The organism is Pseudomonas sp. SO81 (genome assembly GCF_030374125.1).
GTDB lineage: Bacteria > Pseudomonadota > Gammaproteobacteria > Pseudomonadales > Pseudomonadaceae > Aquipseudomonas.
Window position 1 is genome coordinate 1,249,811 of sequence record NZ_CP126126.1, and the last position, 20,443, is coordinate 1,270,253.

At 67.0% G+C, this 20,443-nt stretch carries 16 protein-coding genes; 8 read left to right on the top strand and 8 right to left on the bottom strand.

All coding sequences use genetic code 11. The features are described 5' to 3' along the window. Positions 1 to 61: 61 nt before the first annotated feature. A complete protein-coding gene (gene trxB / locus OH686_RS06095; RefSeq protein WP_289536855.1) occupies positions 62 to 1,009 on the bottom strand; it encodes a thioredoxin-disulfide reductase in 948 nt (315 codons plus the stop codon). Positions 1,010 to 1,224: 215 nt separating this feature from the next. Here trxB and OH686_RS06100 point away from each other — a divergent pair, with 215 nt between their 5' ends. The 4 genes from OH686_RS06100 (at position 1,225) to OH686_RS06115 (ending at position 5,748) form a co-directional block, all read left to right on the top strand. After that, the gene (locus tag OH686_RS06100; protein WP_289536856.1) at positions 1,225 to 3,198 is read left to right on the top strand and encodes a sensor domain-containing diguanylate cyclase; all 1,974 of its coding nucleotides are present in this window, start codon (positions 1,225 to 1,227) and stop codon (positions 3,196 to 3,198) included. 33 nt (positions 3,199 to 3,231) lie between these two features. Then, on the top strand, positions 3,232 to 3,981 hold the full coding sequence (cysZ, locus tag OH686_RS06105; RefSeq protein ID WP_289536857.1) for a sulfate transporter CysZ: 750 nt from the start codon (positions 3,232 to 3,234) through the stop codon (positions 3,979 to 3,981). 228 nt (positions 3,982 to 4,209) lie between these two features. Continuing rightward, the gene (locus tag OH686_RS06110; protein ID WP_289536859.1) at positions 4,210 to 4,497 is read left to right on the top strand and encodes a DUF1652 domain-containing protein; all 288 of its coding nucleotides are present in this window, start codon (positions 4,210 to 4,212) and stop codon (positions 4,495 to 4,497) included. 108 nt (positions 4,498 to 4,605) lie between these two features. Then, entirely contained in the window at positions 4,606 to 5,748 is a 1,143-nt protein-coding gene (locus OH686_RS06115; RefSeq protein ID WP_289536861.1) for a glycosyltransferase family 4 protein, read from the top strand. Positions 5,749 to 5,813: 65 nt separating this feature from the next. On the opposite strand, the gene OH686_RS06120 is transcribed toward OH686_RS06115, so the two are convergent. The 5 genes from OH686_RS06120 to OH686_RS06140 form a co-directional block, all read right to left on the bottom strand. After that, positions 5,814 to 6,917 carry an NADH:flavin oxidoreductase gene (locus tag OH686_RS06120; protein ID WP_289536863.1) on the bottom strand — a complete coding sequence of 368 codons (1,104 nt, stop codon included), beginning with the start codon at positions 6,915 to 6,917 and terminating at the stop codon, positions 5,814 to 5,816. 58 nt (positions 6,918 to 6,975) lie between these two features. Continuing rightward, entirely contained in the window at positions 6,976 to 7,569 is a 594-nt protein-coding gene (locus tag OH686_RS06125; RefSeq protein ID WP_502942775.1) for a TetR/AcrR family transcriptional regulator, read from the bottom strand. A gap of 78 nt (positions 7,570 to 7,647) precedes the next feature. Next, positions 7,648 to 8,385, bottom strand: a complete 738-nt coding sequence (locus OH686_RS06130) for a nitroreductase family protein (protein ID WP_289536866.1) — start codon at positions 8,383 to 8,385, stop codon at positions 7,648 to 7,650. A 91-nt stretch (positions 8,386 to 8,476) separates the two neighbouring features. Next, a complete protein-coding gene (locus OH686_RS06135; RefSeq protein WP_289536868.1) occupies positions 8,477 to 8,959 on the bottom strand; it encodes a glutathione peroxidase in 483 nt (160 codons plus the stop codon). 127 nt (positions 8,960 to 9,086) lie between these two features. Then, positions 9,087 to 9,572 carry an FKBP-type peptidyl-prolyl cis-trans isomerase gene (locus OH686_RS06140; protein WP_192396806.1) on the bottom strand — a complete coding sequence of 162 codons (486 nt, stop codon included), beginning with the start codon at positions 9,570 to 9,572 and terminating at the stop codon, positions 9,087 to 9,089. Between the two features lie 50 nt (positions 9,573 to 9,622). Between OH686_RS06140 and OH686_RS06145 the strand changes: the two genes are divergently transcribed. The 4 genes from OH686_RS06145 to yihG all read left to right on the top strand — a co-directional run bounded on the left by OH686_RS06145 (position 9,623) and on the right by yihG (position 14,337). After that, positions 9,623 to 9,862: a DUF3565 domain-containing protein gene (locus tag OH686_RS06145; RefSeq protein ID WP_354005289.1), complete on the top strand. Its 240-nt coding sequence runs from the start codon at positions 9,623 to 9,625 to the stop codon at positions 9,860 to 9,862. Positions 9,863 to 9,864: 2 nt separating this feature from the next. Next, positions 9,865 to 11,052 (top strand): acetate kinase, encoded by a 1,188-nt coding sequence (locus OH686_RS06150; protein WP_289536869.1) that lies wholly within the window; start codon positions 9,865 to 9,867, stop codon positions 11,050 to 11,052. Positions 11,053 to 11,081: 29 nt separating this feature from the next. After that, complete coding sequence (gene pta / locus OH686_RS06155; RefSeq protein ID WP_289536870.1) at positions 11,082 to 13,181, top strand: phosphate acetyltransferase; 2,100 nt, start codon at positions 11,082 to 11,084, stop codon at positions 13,179 to 13,181. 247 nt (positions 13,182 to 13,428) lie between these two features. Next, the gene (gene yihG, locus OH686_RS06160; RefSeq protein ID WP_289536872.1) at positions 13,429 to 14,337 is read left to right on the top strand and encodes a 1-acylglycerol-3-phosphate O-acyltransferase, YihG family; all 909 of its coding nucleotides are present in this window, start codon (positions 13,429 to 13,431) and stop codon (positions 14,335 to 14,337) included. Positions 14,338 to 14,340: 3 nt separating this feature from the next. Here the strand turns inward: yihG and OH686_RS06165 are convergent, their stop codons facing one another. Further along, a complete protein-coding gene (locus OH686_RS06165; protein ID WP_289536874.1) occupies positions 14,341 to 16,494 on the bottom strand; it encodes a putative bifunctional diguanylate cyclase/phosphodiesterase in 2,154 nt (717 codons plus the stop codon). Positions 16,495 to 16,529: 35 nt separating this feature from the next. Then, a complete protein-coding gene (locus OH686_RS06170) occupies positions 16,530 to 20,285 on the bottom strand; it encodes a CHASE domain-containing hybrid sensor histidine kinase/response regulator family protein (protein WP_289536876.1) in 3,756 nt (1,251 codons plus the stop codon). Positions 20,286 to 20,443: the final 158 nt, after the last annotated feature.

Below are 20,443 nucleotides of genomic sequence, written 5' to 3' on the forward strand. Positions count from 1 at the left end.
AGTGAACCGGTGAGAACGAAAAAGCCCCGCAGCGCGGGGCTTTTTTATGGCCAGACAGAACTCAGATCGAGTCGAGATAACGCTCCACATCCAGCGCCGCCATGCAGCCGGCGCCGGCCGAGGTGATGGCCTGGCGGTACACCGAGTCGGCCACGTCGCCGGCGGCGAACACACCGGGGATGCTGGTCGCGGTGGCATTGCCGTCGCGCCCGCCGTTGACCACCAGATAGCCATCTTTCAGCGCCAGCTGGCCCTCGAACAGTCCAGTGTTGGGCGTGTGGCCGATGGCGACGAACAGGCCGTCGACGCGCAGCTCGCTGCTGGCCCCGTCGTTGTGCCGCAGGCGCACGCCGGTCACCCCGCTGGCGTCGCCCAGCACCTCGTCCACCGCGGCGTTCAGGCGCAGCTCGATCTTGCCTTCGGCGATGCGTGCACGCAGCTTGTCCTGCAGGATCTTCTCGGCGCGGAAGGTCTCGCGACGATGCACCAGGGTCACCTTGCTGGCGATATTGGCCAGGTACAGCGCCTCCTCCACGGCGGTGTTGCCACCGCCGACCACCGCCACCTCGCGGTTGCGATAGAAGAAGCCGTCGCAGGTGGCGCAGGCGGATACGCCGCGGCCCATGAACGCCTCCTCCGAGGGCAGGCCCAGGTAACGGGCGCTGGCGCCGGTGGCGATGATCAGTGCGTCGGCGGTGTAGGTAGCGCTGTCGCCGACCAGGGTGAAGGGCTTGCCGGCCAGGTCCACGGCGTTGATATGGTCGAAAACGATCTCGGTCTCGAAGCGCTCGGCGTGTTCCTGCATGCGCTGCATCAGCGCGGGGCCGGTGAGGCCGTGGGGGTCGCCGGGCCAGTTGTCGACCTCGGTGGTGGTGGTCAGCTGGCCACCGGCCTGGATGCCGGTGATCAGCAGCGGCTTGAGGTTGGCGCGCGCCGCGTACACGGCGGCGCTGTAACCGGCGGGGCCGGAGCCGAGAATGATCACGCGGGCGTGGCGGGTAGCGGACATGGCCAACTCCTGAAGAAAAAGGGACCGGCCCGCAGCGCTTGGGGAAGGCTTGAGATGGGCACGGCCCCGACAAGGGCAATTGCCGGCAAGGCTACCCAGGCGGCGCCATCCGGGAAAATGCCCATTCTCAATGCGGCCAATAGGCCGAGGCTATGCGCCAGGGAGAGCTGGCTCCCTTGGCTATACTCGGTTCACCCCCACCCAGGCTGCCCGGCATGACTCTGCGCAAACGTCTGTTCTGGCTGTTCGCCCCGTTGCTGCTGCTCGCGCTGGGCTTCGCCTACCTGCTGTCGCAGAGCCTGATCCTCAGCCGCTTCGACCGCCAGGACGCGGCCCTGCTGAACGCCGAGGCCAAGCGCCTGCAGGCGCTGCTCGACAACAATCTCAAGCGCAACCTCGACCTGGTGCTCAGCTACGCCAAGTGGGACGACACCTACGAATTCATGCTCGGCCAGCGCCCGGACTTCATACGCCGCAATATGGACCCGGAGGCGCTGCGCCAGATCAATTTCGACTTCATGCTGCTGCTCGACCTGCAGGATCAAGTACAAGCCGAGCAATGGCTGCCGCCGGACCTGCCGGACATGCTCAGCCTCGGCACGGAGCGGCCGCGCAGCCATGAGTCGTTGCGCCGCAGCATCCTTCAACAGATCCACCACCTGCGCCAGCCGGAGAACCGCACGGACTTGCGCGGGCAGATCGTGGTGATCCAGGGCGTGCCACTGGTGCTGGCCATGAGCGACATCAGCAACAACCAGAACAGCCTGCCGAGCGTGGGCACCCTGGTGGCCGGGCACTTCATCGACGGCGAGCGCGCCGAGCTGCTGCAGAGCCAGGTCAATGGCACGCTGCGTCTGCTACCGCCGACTGCCCCCAAGATCGCCTGGCGGACCCTGCCGATGCTCGGCGGCGCCAGCCTCAACCAGATAGAGATCAGCCCGCGTCGGGTGCTCGACGAGGAACGCCAGCAGCTGGATCTGCTGTTTCGCAACAGCCTGGGCGAGCCGCAGCTGCTGATGGAGCTGACCCGCGAGCGCCGCCTGCACCAGGAGGGCCACAAGGCCATCGCCATCTTCCTCGCCGAGGCCACCGCCGTCGGCCTGGTGGCCTGGGTGCTGATCTACCTTGGCCTGGACTTCGGCATCCTGCGCCGGGTGCTGCGCATGAACCGGGAGATCGCCGCCATCGGCCCCGGCTCTGCGCACCAGCGCATCGGCGACCGCGGCAACGACGAGCTGGGCCAGCTGGCCCAGGAGGTCAACCGCATGCTCGAGCGCCTGGAACAGAGCGAGGTGCGCGACCGCGAGATTCTCGACGCCATCCAGGACGGCTACTTCGAGCTGACGCCGAAGGGCACGATAGTCGCCGTCAACCGCGCCCTGTGCAGCATGCTCGGCTACCCCAGCGATGCGCTGCTGGAGCACTCGTTCGAGACGGTGCTCGATGGCGAGGATGTGGAGCGCGCGCGCATGCTGTTCGGCCAGGCCCTGGAAAGCGGCGAGAACGTCCGCTTCGCCGCCCCCTTTCGCCGGCGTGACGGCAGCCAGGGCTACTACGAGACGCGCTTCTCGCTGATCCACGACGGCCAGGGCAACTTCGCCGGCTACCGCGGCATCCTGCGCGACATCAGCGATCAGGTGGCGTACCAGAACCAGCTGCTGGACATGGCCTACCGCGACCCTCTGACCGGCCTGGGCAACCGCAAGGCCTTCAGCGAACACCTCAAGCAGGCCGTCGATCAGGCCCAGCGCAGCGGCAGCAACCTGGCCCTGCTGTACCTGGACCTGGACCGCTTCAAGGAGGTCAACGACCGCTTCGGCCATGACGTCGGCGATGCCCTGCTGGTGAGCATCGCCGAGCGCATGCGCGGCACCATGCGCCAGCCGGACCGGGTGTACCGCCTGGGCGGTGACGAATTCACCCTGCTGATGCCCGGTAGCACCGTGGAGGCCGCCTACAAGCTGGCCGGGCGCGTCCTCGGCATCTTGCAGAGCCCGGCCAGCCTCGACGGACAGGTCATCGATTTTGTTACGCCGAGTATCGGTATCGCGCTCTACCCGGACCACGCCGGCGACCCTGAAGGCCTGGTCAAGGCCGCCGACAGCGCCATGTACGAGGCCAAGCGCGAGCGCAACCGCGCCTGCCTGTATCATCCGCGGCTGCTTTCCTCCTCCCGGCAAAGTGGTTAAGGTCGGCGCGATTCCATTGTCGCGGAGCTCGTCATGCTCAATCCCGCCCTCTCCGGCCCGCAATACCTGGGCGAAGGCCTGAAGCTGGTCCTCAGCCCCGGCCTGCGCCTGTTCGTGCTGCTGCCGCTGGCCGTCAACACGCTATTGTTCCTCGGCCTGATCGTGCTGGCCATGCAGCAGTTCGGTATCTGGATGGACAGCCTGATGCCCAACCTGCCCGACTGGCTGAGCTTCCTCACCTACGTGCTCACCCCGCTGTTCTTCCTGCTGGTGCTGGTGATCATGTTCTTCACCTTCACCCTGCTGGCCAACATCATCGCCGCGCCCTTCAACGGCTTCCTCGCCGAGAAGGTGGAAGTGGTGCTGCGCGGCCGCGACGACTTCCCGCCCTTCAGCTGGGCCGAGCTGATGGCCATGATGCCGCGCACCATCGGCCGCGAGATGCGCAAGCTGGCGTATTTCCTGCCACGCGCCATCCCGCTGCTGATCCTCACCTTCGTGCCGGTGCTCAACCTGGTGGCCGCACCGCTGTGGATACTGTTCGGCATCTGGATGATGGCGGTGCAGTACATCGACTACCCGGCGGACAACAACAAGCTGGGCTGGAACGAGATGCTCGCCTGGCTGCGCGAGAAGCGCTGGCAGAGCCTGGGCTTCGGCGGCACGGTATACCTGGCGCTGCTGATTCCCTTCGTCAACATCCTGGTGATGCCCGCCGCCGTGGCCGGCGCCACGCTGTTCTGGGTGCGTGAACGCAGCGAGGCGGTGCCGGCGCCACAGTGAAGGCCGGCTGGCAATTTTTCTGGCCAGCCGCTCGCACCCCGGCGCTGCTCCCCGTCCCTTGCGGGACGGGCTTCATGCGCCAGCCAATGGCCACTCGCCAGTACGTAAAACTGTGCCGAACCGCTCTATCTCGATATTTTTACCGATGAAAGGGGCAGCGCTGCAGATACCCAACTGCTATGGTCAGGCTTCTACACCACGCTGTACCAACGCCAGGGGGGCCAAGAGATGGGACAGTCGCTGACCAATGTGGAGCTCTGCAGGAACGTGGAGAACGCCTTCCTCCCGCTTCGCTGTGTGTGCAGCATTCCCGATGGCCGCTTTATGACGATCCAGATCCTGGCCGAAGGTTCCGACAATGTGGAGCTCACCGTGGTGGGCATCGATATCGGTAACCTGGGCGATGACGACCAGATCAGCCAGCTGGTGAGCGATATCTGCTTCGATTACGAGCTGGCGAGAGACGGCGGCGACTCCAGCCCGACCCGCTACCGCTCCGACCTGCTGCACCGCTGATCCCCCAGCCGGCGCCCCCCCTGCAACAGACCCCAGGCTGAGCCTCCAGTCACGATTCGGTCACGCCAGCGTCACGAACGCGACACGGCGCCCTTCCAGACTGGTGCCATGAATGTCACAAGCCTGCATATCGCCCTGGTCAGCGAGACCTACCCACCCGAAGTCAACGGCGTGGCCAATACCCTTGGCCGCCTGTGCCAGGGCCTGCGTGAGCGTGGCCATCGCTTGCAGCTGGTGCGCCCGCGTCAGGCCGACGAGCCGAACCGCAGCGACGAGGAACTGCTGCTGACCCGCGGCTGGCCACTGCCCGGCTATGCCGGCCTGCAGTGGGGTCACGCCTCGCTGCACAAGCTGCTGCGGCGCTGGAAGCGCAATCGCCCGGACGTGCTGTATATCGCCACCGAGGGCCCGCTCGGCCTGTCCGCCTTGCGCGCGGCGCGGCGCCTGGGCATCCCGGTGGTCAGCGGCTTCCACACCAACTTCCAGCAGTACAGCGACCTCTACGGCTTCGGCCTGCTCACCCGCCTGCTGACCGGCTACCTGCGCTGGTTCCACAACCGCTCGCGGCTGACCCTGGTGCCCAGCCCCAGCCAGCGCCTGGAGCTGCAGCGCCGTGGTTTCGAGCGCCTGGAGCTGCTGGCGCGCGGCGTCGACGGCCAGCTGTTCCATCCGGCGCGCCGTTCGAGCGAGCTGCGCGCCGAGTGGGGCATGGCCGAGGACGAGATCGCGGTGGTCCATGTCGGCCGCCTGGCCGCGGAGAAGAACCTGCAGCTGCTGGTCCGCGCCTTCCGCGCACTGCAGCGCGGCCTGCCGCAACGGCGCCTGCGCCTGGTGCTGGTGGGCGACGGCCCGCTGCGTGCGCCGCTGCAGGAACAACTGCCGGACGCCCTGTTCTGCGGCGTGCAGCGTGGCGAGGCGCTGGCCGCGCACTATGCCAGCGGCGACCTGTTCCTCTTCCCCAGCCTGTCCGAGACCTTCGGCAATGTGGTGCTCGAAGCCCTGGCCTCGGGCCTGGCGGTGGTCGCCTTCGACCAGGCCGCGGCGGCCCAGCACATCCGCCACGGGCACAACGGCGCCCTCGCCATCCCGGGCGACGAACAGGCCTTCATCGAGGCCGCGCGCTGGTTGCTGGAGGACGGCGAGATATTTCGCCGGGTACGCCTGAACGCTCGCCAGCACGCCGGCAAACAGGGCTGGCCAGCCATCGTCGAGCAGTTCGAGGAACACCTGCTGCAGGCCCGCCAGGCATAAAAAAAGCCCCGGTGTGCCGGGGCTTGGAGGGGCGCGTCAACGACGCGCCGGGGTAAAGCGAATGATCAGACCAGCTGCTTCAGGGCCTCGCGGCTGAACGGCAGGATGTCGCCTTCGCGGCCATCGCGCACCTTCACCGCCCAGTCCGGGTCGACCAGCAGGGCGCGGCCCACGGCCACCAGGTCGAACTCCTGCTTGTTCAGGCGCTCCAGCAGCTTCTCCAGGCTGGCCGGCTCGGCCACCTTGTCGGTGTTGACCATGAACTGCAGGAACTCGCCGTCCAGGCCGACGCTGCCCACGGTGATGGTCGGCTTGCCGGTCAGCTGACGGGTCCAGCCGGCCAGGTTGAGGTCGGAGCCTTCGAACTCCGGCTCCCAGAAACGGCGGGTCGAGCAGTGGAAGATGTCCACGCCGGCATCGGCCAGCGGCTTGAGGAAGGCGCCCAGCTCCTCGGCGCTCTGTACCAGGCGCGCGGTGTAGTCCTGCTGCTTCCACTGGGAGAAGCGGAAGATGATCGGGAAGTCCGGACCGACGGCGGCGCGCACGGCCTGGATCAGCTCGATGGCGAAGCGCGAACGCTGGGCCAGGTCGCCACCGTATTCGTCGGTGCGCTTGTTGCTGCCTTCCCAGAAGAACTGGTCGATCAGGTAGCCGTGGGCGCCGTGGATTTCCACGCCGTCCATGCCGATGGTCTTGGCGTCCAGGGCGGCCTGGGCGAAGGCGGCGATGACTTCGGCGATGTCCTGCTTGGTCATGCCGTGGACCACCACGTTGCCTTCCTTGACCTTCTCGCTCGGGCCGTAGCCCGGCACGCTGGCGTCCGGCTCGGTGCCGGCCTTGCGCACGTTACCCACGTGCCACAGCTGCGGAACGATCTTGCCGCCTTCGGCGTGCACCGCATCGACCACTTGCTTCCAGCCGGCCAGGGCGTCTTCACCGTAGAAGCGCGGCACGTGCGGGTAACCGTTGGAGGCCTTGTGACCGACGGTGGTGCCCTCGGTGACGATCAGGCCGACGCCGGCGGCGGCGCGGCGACGGTAGTACTCGACCACCTTGGCATTGGGCACGCCGCCCGGGGAGAAGGAGCGGGTCATCGGCGCCATGACCACGCGGGTCGGCAGTTCCAGGTTGCCCAGGCGGAAGGGCTCGAACAGGGCTTTAGCGGTCATGGGTACTCCTTGGTGCCGGCCAGCTGACCGGTCGTCTCGTCAATGGGCAAAAAAACAGTCAGGGTCGCAGCAGCAGCTCCAGACGGTGAATGAAGGCTTCCAGCGGCTGCAGGCTGCGGCCGACCTTGAGGCGCGCCAGCACGCCCTGCCAGGCGTTGGCGATAAAGGTCGCCAGGTTCTCGCAATCCTCACAGGCGGCCAGCTCGCCGGCGGCCTTGGCCTGCTCCAGGCAACCCTGCAGGATCTCCACCGAGGCCTGCTGGATGCGCTCGACCTCGGCGCCGATGGCCGGCAGCACTTCGCTCATCTCGAAGCTAAGGCTGCCGATGAAGCAGTGGTACTCGGGTTGCTCCTGGCGGCTGAAGTGCGCCAGCAGCTCGCTGTAATAGCCGATGATGCGTGCCCGCGGGCTCAGCGCCGGGTTGCTCAGCGCCTCGGTGTAGCGCGTCAGGCGTGGTCCGTAGACGAACTCCAGCGCCTGCAGGGCGAAGTCTTCCTTGCTGGCGAAGTAGTGATAGAAGCTGCCCTTGGGGATGCCGGCGGCCTGGACGATCTCCATCACGCCGGTGCCGTGGTAGCCACGGCGCGTCATCACCTCCGAGCCCTTGGCCAGGATCAGGTCGCGCTTGTCGAGTCGGACTGTGTTGTTCATGGCGGCGAGCATATGACCGGTCGTCTCGCCTCGCCCAGCACTATTGATCTCAGTGATTAAGGGCCAGAAACCGGACGGCTACAGCCAGGTGACATGCTGCTCCAGGGGAAAGCGCAGGCGCGGGTTGTACACGCCCCTCTCGCCCTGGCGCCCGACGGCCAGGAGCATGATCGGGATGGCCTGGCGCGGGATATCCAGCACCCGGCGCAGGCGCACCTCGTCGAAGCCTTCCATCGGGCAGCTGGCGTAGCCGTGGCTCTGGAAGGCCAGCATCAGGTTCTCCGCCGCCAGGGCCGTGGATTTGACCGCCCAGATGCGCATGTCGGCGCGGCTGTTGGGCTTGCGCATCAGCGGCTTGCGCAGCGCGGCCAGGCGCACCAGCTGGCGCTTGACCAGGCCAAGCAGGCCCAGCGGCCCCTGGTTGTACTGGAACGGCGCGGTCTTGGCGTAGAAGCTGCGAACGCGCAGCGGCACCTCGGGCTCCGGCCAGTACTCCACCATGTTGGCGCAGGCCTGCTTCCAGGTATCCGGCCGGGCCAGCACGGCAATCAGCAGCGGCGCCCTGGCCGCGTTCTGGCTCATGCACACCGGGTGCAGGCGCGCCAACAGCGCCGGATCGCGCACCACCTGAAAGCTCCACGGCTGCAGATTGCAGGAGTTGGGCGCGAGCACGGCCAGTTCCAGGCAATCGCGGATCACCTCGTCCGGCACCGCCTCGGGCAGGAAGCGGCGCACCGAGCGACGGCTCTCGATCAGCGCGCGCAATGCCTCAGGCGAGGCAGTCGGGCTGAGATCGTCAGGGGAGAAACTGGTCATCGCGGGCCTCCTCGGCAGATGCCCCGATTAGGCAATCGGGGTGCCGAGAGGGCAAGACGGCCGGGAGAGATCGGCCGGATGAATGGCGCAATCAGCCTAGGGCTTTCTCGATGGCCTGGATCAGCGCCGGATCGTCCGGCGTGGTGCGCGGCGAGAAGCGCGCCAGCACGCGGCCGTCGCGGCCGACCAGGAACTTCTCGAAGTTCCAGGTGATGTCGCCGGGGAACTCGGCGCCCTCGCCCGCCAGCAGGCGGTACAGCGGATGGCGGCCGGGGCCGTTGACCTCCAGCTTGCTGCCCAGCGGGAAGGTCACCCCGTAGTTGAGGCTGCAGAACTCGCGGATCTCGTCTTCGCTGCCAGGCTCCTGGCCGGCGAACTGGTTGCACGGCAGGCCCAGCACGGTGAAGCCGCGGTCGTGGTATTGCTGATGCAGCGCTTCGAGGCCGGCGTACTGCGGAGTCAGGCCGCACTTGGAGGCGACATTGACCACCAGCACCAGCTGGCCCTTGTACGGCGCCAGTGGCAGATCCTGGCCATCCAGCGCGCGCAGATTGAGATCGTGAAAGGCACTCATGGCTGACTCCTTGAGCATGCGCAGGGACAAAAAAGGCGCCCGTGGGCGCCTTTTCGGTTAACTCAGCTTAGCAGCCGGGGCCTGGCTGGGAACGACCATAAGTCGTATTGCTGGGCCCGATCACAGATCAGTGATGGTGGCCGCCTTCGCCATGGATGTGACCATGGGCGACTTCTTCGGCGCTGGCTTCGCGCACGTTGACCACCTTGACCTGGAAGTTCAGGCGCTGGCCGGCCAGCGGGTGGTTGCCGTCGACGACCACGTCGTCGCCGTCGATGTCACGCACGGTGACGATCTGCATGCCGCCGTCCGGACCGGAGGCGTGGAACTGCATGCCCACTTCCAGTTCGTCGACGCCTTCGAACATGCTGCGGTTCAGGGTGGCGACCAGTTCGGCGCTGTATTCGCCGTAGGCTTCGGCCGGCTCGATGGCCACGCTCAGCTCGTCACCGACCTGCTTGCCCTCGAGGGCCTTTTCCAGGCCGACGATGATGTTGCCCGCACCCTGCAGATACACCAGCGGGGCGCCGCCGGCGGAGCTGTCAATCACCTCACCGGCATCGTTGGTCAGGGTATAGTCGATGGAGACAGCCTTGTTGGCGGCGATCAGCATGGAGGGGAAACCTTTTGCTAGAGATTGGAAAGGAGGCAAGTTTACCCGCCATACCGGCCGAAAGCGACCGCGCGCCTGACGGACGGGACGTCCCAGCCATCCTGCTGCTGGGCTTTCACCAGGACGAGGACGGCCACTGGGTGGCCGACCTGTCCTGCGGCCATACGCAGCATCTGCGGCATCAGCCGCCGTGGCAGAATCGGGCCTGGGTCATCGACCCCGTGCAGCGCCAGCGTCATCTGGGTCAGCCCTTCGCCTGTGGCTGGTGCGCACAATCGAATAGGGAATAGTCATGCCGGCACGCAATATTCTGGTCATCAACTGCGGCAGCTCGTCGATCAAATTCGCCCTGGTCAACGAGGCCCACTCGCAATTCACCCTCAGCGGCCTGGCCGAGCGCCTGGGCAGCCCGGAGGCGATGCTGCACTGGCAGCGCGGCGGCGAGAAGGACAGCCTGATGCTGCCGGGCGGCGACCACCGCACCGCGCTGCATCAGTTGCTGCCACTGGTCCAGGGCGCCGCCGGCGGCAAGCTGCACGGCATCGGCCACCGGGTGGTGCATGGTGGCGAGCAGTTCACCGCCGCCTGCCGCATCGATCCCCATAGCCTGCAGGCGATCCGCGCCACCGCGCCGCTGGCGCCGCTGCACAACCCGGCCAACCTGCTGGGCATCGAGGCGGCGCTCAAGCTGTTCCCCAACCTCACCCAGGTCGCGGTGTTCGACACCGCCTTCCACCAGAGCCTGCCCGAGCACGCCTACCGCTACGCCGTGCCGGAGCATCTGTACCGAGAGCACGGCGTGCGCCGCTATGGCTTCCACGGCACCAGCCACCGCTTCGTCAGTCGCCGCGCCGCGGAGATGGCCGGGCTGTCCAGCGGCGACAGCAGCTGGCTGTCCGCTCACCTGGGCAACGGTTGTTCCACCTGCGCCATCGTCGACGGCAAGAGCCGCGATACCAGCATGGGCCTGACCCCGCTGGAAGGCCTGGTGATGGGCACCCGCAGCGGTGACATCGACCCCAACCTGCACGGCCACCTGTCCCGTACCCTGGGCTGGAGCCTGGAGCAGATCGACAACATGTTGAACAAGGACAGCGGCCTGCTCGGCCTGTCCGCCCTGTCCAACGACATGCGCACGCTCGAGCAGGCCCGCGAGCAGGGCCACCCCGGCGCCACCCTGGCCATCGAGGTGTTCTGCTACCGCCTGGCCAAGTCGCTGGCCGCCATGAGCTGCGCCCTGCCCCAGCTGGACGGGCTGATCTTCACCGGCGGCATCGGCGAGAACTCGCCGTTGATCCGCAGCAAGACGGTGGCCCACCTGAAACTGTTGAATCTCGCCCTCGACAAGGAAGCCAACGCCCGCTGCATCCGCGGCGTCGCTGGCGCCATCCAGGCCCACGGCCACCCACGGGTGCTGGTGGTGCCGACCAACGAGGAACGGCAGATCGCCCTCGACACCCTGGCCCTGCTCACCGCCTGACGGTGAGCGGTACGCACCAAGGAACGCCCATGCATACCTTCTTCATCGCCCCCACCGGTTTCGGTGTCGGCCTCACCTCCATCAGCCTCGGCCTGGTTCGCGCCCTGCAGCGTGCCGGGCTGAAGGTCGGCTTCTTCAAGCCGATCGCCCAGCCACACCCCGGCGACGCCGGCCCGGAACGCTCCAGCGAACTGATCGCGCGCACCCACGGCCTGCTGCCACCCAAGTCGCTGCCGCTGGCGCAGGTCGAGCGCATGCTCGGCGATGGCCACTTGGACGAGCTGCTGGAGGAGATTGTCAGCCTGCATCAGCAGGCCGCCCAGGGCATGGACGTGCTGATCGTCGAGGGTATGGTGCCGACCCGCCACGCCAGCTACGCCGCGCGGGTCAACGTGCACCTGGCCAAGAGCCTGGACGCCGAGATCATCCTGGTCTCGGCGCCGGAGGGCGAGGAACCGGAGAACCTCACCGAGCTGTCCGACCGCATCGAGATCCAGGCCCAGCTGTTCGGCGGGCCGAAGGACCCGAAAGTGATCGGCGTGATCCTCAACAAGGTGCGCCACCCGCAAGGCCTGGAGGCCTTCACCGAGCAGCTCGGTCAGCTCTCGCCGCTGCTGCGCGGCGGCGACTTCCACCTGCTCGGCTGCATTCCCTGGCAAGACGAACTGAACGCCCCACGCACCCGCGACGTGGCCGAACTGCTCGGCGCGCAGATCCTCAACGCCGGCGACTACGAGCAGCGCCGCGTACAGAAGATCGTGCTGTGCGCCCGCGCCGTGCCCAACACGGTGCAGTTGCTCAAGCCCGGCGTGCTGGTGGTCACTCCCGGCGACCGCGACGATATCATCCTCGCCGCCAGCCTGGCCTCGATGAACGGCGTGCCACTGGCCGGCCTGATGCTGTGCAGCGACTTCCCGCCGGACCCGCGCATCCTCGAGCTGTGCCAGGGCGCCCTGCAGGGCGGCCTGCCGGTGATGAGCGTGAGCACCGGGTCCTACGACACGGCGACCAACCTCAACCGCATGAACAAGGAAATCCCGGTGGACGACCGCGAACGTGCGGAGAAGGTCACCGAGTTCGTCGCCGGGCACATCGATCACGACTGGCTCAAGCAGCGCTGCGGCACCCCGCGCGAGCTGCGCCTGTCGCCACCGGCGTTCCGCTACCAGCTGGTGCGCCGCGCCCAGGCGGCGAACAAGCGCATCGTCCTGCCGGAAGGCAGCGAGCCGCGCACCGTGCAGGCAGCCGCCATCTGCCAGGCCCGCGGCATCGCCCGTTGCGTGCTGCTGGCCAAGCCGGAAGACGTGCACAACGTGGCCAAGGCCCAGGGCATCGAGCTGCCCGAGGGCCTGGAAATCCTCGACCCGGACTTGATCCGCGAGCGCTACGTGCAGCCCATGGTCGAGCTGCGCAAAGGCAAGGGCCTCAACGCTCCCATGGCCCTGGCCCAGCTGGAGGACAGCGTGGTGCTGGGTACCATGATGCTGGCCCTGGACGAGGTCGACGGCCTGGTCTCCGGCGCCATCCACACCACCGCCAACACCATCCGCCCCGCCCTGCAGCTGATCAAGACGGCGCCCGGCTACAACCTGGTGTCCTCGGTGTTCTTCATGCTGCTGCCGGACCAGGTGCTGGTGTATGGCGACTGCGCGGTGAACCCCGACCCCAACGCCGCCGAGCTGGCCGAGATCGCCCTGCAGAGCGCCGCCTCGGCCGAGGCCTTCGGCGTGCCGGCGCGGGTGGCGATGATCAGCTATTCCACCGGCGACTCCGGCAGTGGCGCCGAAGTGGAGAAGGTGCGCGACGCCACCCGCCTGGCCCGTGAAATCAACCCCGCCCTGCTGATCGATGGCCCCCTGCAATACGACGCCGCCGCCATCGCCAGCGTCGGCCGGCAGAAGGCGCCGGACAGCCCGGTGGCCGGCCGCGCCACGGTGTTCGTGTTCCCCGACCTGAACACCGGCAACACCACCTACAAGGCCGTGCAGCGCAGCGCCGACTGCGTCAGCGTCGGCCCCATGCTGCAGGGCCTGCGCAAGCCGGTGAACGACCTGTCGCGCGGCGCCCTGGTGGACGACATCGTCTACACCATCGCCCTCACCGCGATCCAGGCGGTACGCGAAGGCTAAGGCGCTTCGTGGGGCGGGTGAGCCGACGCGGGCTCACCCGCCCCATTGATGCTGCGCTAGAATCCGCCCGCCCGTCGCAGCTGGCCGACAACGCCGGGCTGACCAACAGGTCAGCCGCAGCACTTGCCGTTCAGTGTACAAGCGTTAACCTTGGCGCCGGACCGACTTGCCGCAAGGAGTGCTGCAGGTATCTCGACCGCATCGGGGCGCACACAGAAAGCCCCCTGACCAGGAGCCTTTCGAGCCCATGCTGCATTTCCTGCCCGCCCCTCTGCGCGGTGTCATCAGCGCGCTGCTGTTGGCCCTCAACACCCTGATCTGCTGCTGGCCGCTGTTCGCCGTGGCGCTGCTCAAGCTGCTGCTGCCGATCCCGCCGATCCAGCGCGGCCTCCGCTTCGTGATGCACGGCATCGCCGAGTTCTGGATCAGCGTCAACAAGTTCTGGATGAACCTGGTGCGCGACACCCGCTGGGATGTCGAGGGCATCGCCGGCATGGACATGCGCCACTCCTACCTGGTCACCAGCAACCACCAGAGCTGGGTGGACATCCTGGTGCTGCAGTACCTGCTCAACCGGCGCATGCCGCTGCTGAAGTTCTTCCTCAAGCAGGAGCTGATCTGGGTGCCGGTGATCGGCTTGTGCTGGTGGGCGCTCGAGTTCCCGTTCATGAAGCGCTACAGCAAGGAATACCTGGCCAAGTACCCGGAGAAGCGCGGCCAGGATCTGGCCACCACCCGCAAGGCCTGCGCCCGCTACAAGAGCAACCCGGTGTCGGTGTTCAACTTCCTCGAAGGCACCCGCCTGACCCCGCAGAAGCACGCCCAGCAACAATCGCCCTTCAAGTACCTGCTCAAGCCCAAGGCCGGCGGCATCGCCTTCGTGCTGGATGCCATGGGCGAGCAGCTGGACGCCATCGTCAACGTCACCATCCACTACCCGTCCGGCAACCCGGGCTTCTGGGACCTGCTCTGCGGCCGCCTGGACCAGGTGGTGGTGCGCTTCGACAAGCTGGCCATTCCCACCGAGTTCATCGGTCGCAACTACGACCAGGACGAGGAATACCGCCTGCAGTTCCAGCAGTGGGTCAATCAGCTGTGGCAGGCCAAGGACGCGCAGCTGGGTGAGCTGCACCAGCAGTTCCCCGGCCGCAACTGAAGCTCAGCGCACCACCAGCGGCGGCTCGTCGGGCCGCCAGTTGGCCCAGTCCAGGCGCGGCGGGAATGCGCCGGCGCGCTCCACGGGCAGTCCCGGCGCCACCAGGAAGCCCTGCATGGTAGTGCAACGGTGGGCGATCAGCCAGTCGCGCTGCTCCAGGGTTTCCACGCCTTCGGCGACCACCTCCAGGCCCAGGTGGTGCCCCAGGTCGATGATGGTGCTGACGATCGCCGCGTCCTTGGGCGAATCGAGCATGTTGGCGACGAACAGGCGGTCTATCTTCAGGGTGTCCAGCTCGAAATGCCGCAGGTAGGCCAGCGACGAATAGCCGGTGCCGAAGTCGTCGATGGCGATGCGCACCCCCAGCTCGCGCAGCTGGCGCAGCTGCTCGCGGGTGGTGTCCAGGTCCTGCATCAGCGCGCTCTCGGTGACCTCCACTTCCAGCTGTGACGGTTTGAGCTGGTGCAACTCCAGCATCCGCCGCAGATCGTCCACCAGTTGCGGCATGCCGAACTGCACGGGGCTGACGTTGAGGCTGAGCAGCAGCTTTTCTCCGAACTGGGCACGCCAGGCCCGGCACTGGCGAATGCCCTGGTTGAAGATCCAGTCGCCCAGGCGGTTGATCAGGCGGGTCTCCTCCAGCAGCGGAATGAACACCCCCGGCGAGATGGTCCCGGCGACCCGGTGCTCCCAGCGCAGCAGTGCCTCGAAGCCACGCAGGCAACCGCTGGCCAGGTCGATCTGCGGCTGGTAGACCAGCACGAAGTCGTCCTGCTCGATGGCCGTGCGCAGGCTCTCCTCGAGCATCAGCCGCGAGCGGGCGCGGCCGTTCATTTCCGGCGAGAAGAAGCGGTACTGCTGGCGGCCGGCGCGCTTGGCCTCGTACATGGCCATGTCGGCCGAGCGCAGCAGGCCGTCCACGTTCTGCCCGCATTCGGGGAAACAGGCGATGCCGATGCTGGCGCCCAGGGTGACCTCCACACCGTCCAGTTGGTGGCGCACCGAGATCAGCTCGATCAGCTTCTCCGCCACCCGCGCCGCGTCCTCGGGATGGTCGAGGGTATCCAGCAGTGCGGTGAACTCGTCGCCGCCCATGCGCGCCACGATGTCGTACGGGCGCAGGCAGGTCTTCAGCTGTTCGGCGACCTTGCGCAGTATCTGGTCGCCGGCGTCGTGGCCGAGGGAATCGTTGATGCGCTTGAAACCGTCCAGATCCAGGTACAGCACGGCCATGCGCTTGCCGCTGCGGTCGACGCGCGACAGCGCACTATCCAGCGCCTGGTGGAAGCCACGGCGGTTGTACAGGCCGGTCAGCGCGTCGGTGACCGCCTGGGATTCGAGCTGGGCATGCAGGTTGCGCACCACCGACATGTCCAGGGCGATCAGCACCATGGAGTTCTGGTACTGCGGCAATGGCGAGCAGGACAGCGCGGCCGGCAGATAACCGCCGGTCAGGGTGCCGAGCACCGCGTCATGGATGCGATAGGTCTGGCCGGAGCGCCAGTGCTGGTAGAACTCGCTGTCCTTCCATTCGCCGGGCATCTCCGGCGCCTTGAGGTAAGACAGCAGCGCACTGCCCTGCAGATCGGCCACCTCGCCCTGAAGCATCTGCGCCATGGCCGGATTGGCGAAGCGGATGAAGCCATCCTTGTCGATCACTAGGATGCCTTCGGAGGCGTTGTCCAGCACCGAGGCGTTGAAGGCGCGCTCGCGGTCCAGCTGCTGGGTCAGCTGTAGCAGCTCGTGGCGATGGCGCTCCTGCTCCAGCAGGGTACCGATCTTGTGCTTGAGCACCTTGGGATCGAAGGGCTTGAGGATGAAGTCCACCGCCCCGATGGCGTAGCCCTGCAGAACAGACTCTTCGGTATGGGCGATGGCGGAGAGGAAGATGATCGGTGTATGCCGGGTATGCGGGCTGCCGCGCATCAGGCGGGCCACCTCGAAGCCATCCATCTTCGGCATCTGCACGTCGAGCAGGACCAGGCCGACATCCTCGTCCATCATGCAGCGCAACGCCGCCTCGCCGGAATCGACGGTGCGCACGTTCCAACCCTCATCGCCGAGCAGCGCCTCCATGGCCACCAGATTCTCCTCGCGGTCGTCGACCACCAGCAGAATCTGCTGCTCCGCTAACGCCTCAAGTTGCAACTGCGCCATGCAGCCCTCCTCTCTTCGGCATCCCTTTCATCTCCTCAGCCCCGCGCCTGGCGTCGCGACTGCGCCGATGCCGCCAGCCAGCGATGGAGCATTTCCAGCAGTTCCTGACGCGCCACCGGCTTGGCCAGATAGTCGTCGCAGCCCGCGGTGATGCACTTCTCGCGGTCGCCCTTCATGGCATGTGCCGTGAGGGCTATGACCGGGATGCCGCAGCCACGTTCATCTTTCAGGATACGGGTGGCGGTGTAGCCGTCCATGTTGGGCATGGCCATGTCCATCAGCACCAGGTCGAAGGGCTCGCGATCGAACGCCACCAGGGCCTCTTCGCCATCCTTGGCCGGCACCACCGCCAGGCCCAGCTCGTCGAGCAGGGCGGTCATCGCGTAGATGTTGCGGATGTCGTCGTCCACCAGCAGCACGCGCTTGCCGGCCAGCTGCGAGCCATCGGCCGGGGGCTCGCGCACGGTGGAGAGGAAGCCCTGCAGCGCGGCACCGAGCGGGCGGAGGTCGTCACCGCTCTTGCGCACCACCACTGCCGAGTAGCGGCGCAGGCGCTGCAGGTCCTGACGGGTGATGTCCACGCCGGTATTGATCACCACCTGGGTGTCCCGCAGGGCGCGTTCGCGCTGCAGCGTCTCGAGCAGGTCGAAGCCATCCTGATCGGGCAGATCGAGGTCGATCACCAGGGCGTCGAACGACTGTGCCGCGTAGGCCTGGCGCGCCTGCTCGGCGCTGGCCACGGCGGTGACCCGGAAGCCCATCTGAACCAGGTGCTCGCGGTAATGCTCGCGCTCCACCTCCACGTCTTCCACCAGCAGCAGGTCGCGGCTCGGCGCGCTGAGCACGACGATATCCTCGAACACCCGCTCCAGGTCCTGACGCGCCACCGGCTTGACCAGGTAGCGCGTGCCGTCGCCGTGCCAGTCCTGCGGCTGCGGTACACAGGAGACGATGTGCACCGGCACGTCGCGGTACTGCATCAGGCCGCGCAGGCGTCGGTAGATCTGCCAGCCGCTGATGTCCGGCAGCAGGATGTCGAGGATCACCGCGACGAAACGCTCGCTCTGCAACAGACCGATGGCCTGTTTGCCGTTGCGGCAATGCACGCTGGAGAAGCCGTGGGCCTGGGCCTCCTCGGCGATCACCGCGGCGAAGTTGGGGTCGTCCTCGACGATCAGCACCGCCGGCCCGCTGCCGCTGCGCTGCGGCGTGGCACTGAGCGATTCGTCCTCCTTCGCCTGCGGATTCAGCGCCACCACCGGCAGCCGCACGATAAAGCGCGAGCCCTGCCCCGGCGTGCTCTCCAGGCTGATCTGCCCACCCAGCACCTCCACCAGCTGGCGGGTGATGGCCAGCCCCAGGCCGGTACCGCCGAAACGGCGACTGGTGGAGCCGTCGATCTGCTGGAAGGCCTGGAAGATGCGCTCGTGCTGCGCCGGGTCGATGCCGATGCCGCTGTCGCGCACGACGAACTGCAGGGTCTCGCGCTCGTCGTCGAGGGACACCGGCGAGAGGCCGATGCTCAGCTCCACCTCGCCGTGTTCGGTGAACTTGAGGGCGTTGGACAGCAGGTTGCGCAGGATCTGCTGCAGGCGCCCACGGTCGCTGTGGATCATCCGCGCCACGCCCGGTTCCAGGTGGGTGAGCAGGCGCAGCCCCTTGATCTCGGCCATCGGTCGCAGGCTGGAATCCAGCTCCACCAGCAGGTCGTGGATGTTCAGCGGTTCGAGCTTGAGCTGCACGCGTCCGGCCTCGATCTTGGCCAGGTCGAGCACGTCGTTGATCAGCTGCAGCAGGTCGTTGCCGGCCTTGTAGACGATATCCGCATGCTTGACCTGCTTCTCGGTCAGATTGCCGGCCACGTTGTGGCGCAGCTGCTCGCTGAGGATCAGGATGCTGTTGAGCGGCGTGCGCAGCTCGTGGGACATGTTGGCGAGGAACTCCGACTTGTAGCGGTTGGCCAATGCCAGCTGCTCGGCCTGCTCGCGCAGGCGCTGCTCGGCGGCCTTGCGTTCGCTGATGTCGATGATCACCGCCTGCACCAGGCGCTCGCCGTCGGCGCGGATCGGCGACAGGCCGACTTCCAGGGGAATCAGGCGGCCATCGCGGTGCTGGCCGAACAACTCGCGGTTACCGCCCATGCGCCGCGGCGACGGGTCTTTGATAAAGCCGTCGCGCAGGCTCGGGTGCTGGGCACGGGCGGCTTCCGGCAGGAGCATCTCTACCGGCTGACCGAGCATCTCGGCGCGCTCGTAGCCGAACATCTGCTCGGTCTGGCGGTTGACCATGCTCAGCCGGCCCTTGCCGTCGACCAGCACGATGGCGTTGGGCGAGGCCTCTACCACCAGGCGGAAGCGCTCTTCGGCGGACTTGCGCTCGCTGATGTCGATGATCACCGCCTGCACCAGCATCTCCTCGCCGACGCGGATCGGCGCCAGGCCGACCTCCAGGGGAATCAGGCGACCATCGCGGTGCTGGCCGAACAGCTCGCGGTTGCCGCCCATGCGCCGTTGCTCGGGGGCCTTCTGGTAGGCCTGGCGCATGGCCGGGTGGCCTTGGCGCAGTTGTTCCGGCAGCAGGCGCTCAACCGGCTGGCCCAGCAGTTCGTCACGCTCGTAGCCGAACATCAACTCGACCTGGCGGTTGACCATGACCACCTTGCCGCTGCCGTCGACCAGCACGATGGCATTGGGCGAGGCCTCGACCACCAGGCGGAAGCGCCCTTCGCTCTCGCGCAACTGCTGGCGCTGCCGCTCGCTGTCGCCCAGAGCGCGGTCGCGCAGGAACAGGAAGCCGCCGACCAGCAGCGACAGCAACAGCGCAGCCAGCAGGCCGGTGCCCAGGCTGATCGGCAGGTCTCCGTCACCCAGAGCAGCCTCGTAGGCTGCAGTGCTACCCACGTCGAGTTGCCACTCCCGGCCATAGATGCTCAGTGTGCGCTGCGCACGGAAGCGCGGATTGTGAGATTGCATGCCGCTCCTGCTGAGCAGCGGCTGGGCGGGATCGGCCAGATCGAGCAGCTTTATCTCGAATTGGCTGCCGCCACTACCGAGGATGCCGTGCATCAGGTCGGCCAGACGGAAGGTGCCGGCAACCATGCCATGCAGCGCTTCGCGGCGCTCGTCAGTGGTGCTCAGCGGGGCATTGGGGCGGAACACCGGCAGGTACAGCAGCATGCCGGTCTGCGCGTCCTTCTCGGTTTCCTGGCGCAGGCGCAACGGCCCGGTGAGTACGGCCTCGCCGCTGTCGCGAGCGCGCTCGATGGCGGCGCGGCGCGTCGCCTCGCTGTACATGTCGAAGCCCAGCGCGCGACGGTTGCGCCAGTCCAGAGGGTTGATGAAGGTAACCACCAGGTAAGCCTCTCGCTCCCCCGATGGGTAGGCCTGGAAATCGCCACGCCCGCTAGCACGCTCCGTATCGATGAAGGACTGAAGTTCGCCCTGGCGCAGGTAACGGTTCCAGGACAGGGCCTGTATGCCCGGGTACTGCTCCTGCAATTGCAACTGGTCGGCGGCGCGCTGCCATTCCTCGTTGGAGACCTGGTCGCTACCGGCCATCAGCCCGGCCATGCCGCGCAGCACCATTTCGTAGGCGCGCATGCGCTCGCGCACGCTCAGCTCGACGCCGTCCACCGCCAGGGCGAAACGCTGCTCCTGGGCCTGACGATTGCTCTGTTCGAGGGTGCGCCATTGCCAGAACACCAGGGCGCCGAGACCGATCAGCAGAACCAGGCTGATCAGCAGGGGAATCCAGGGTTTGCGGGAGTGGAAGATGGGAGCGGTGCCGTCCATGAAGTCTCCTGATCCAGCCCGACACGCCTCGCTCACCTGAGGCAGGCCGACTCGAACGCGGCTTAGCGCGCTATCTGCTGAGAGTGTAGTCAGGAATTTACCTAGGTAGACCAGCACGACGGACTGCATTTAGCCATCAGCAGAAACGCAAAAGGCCC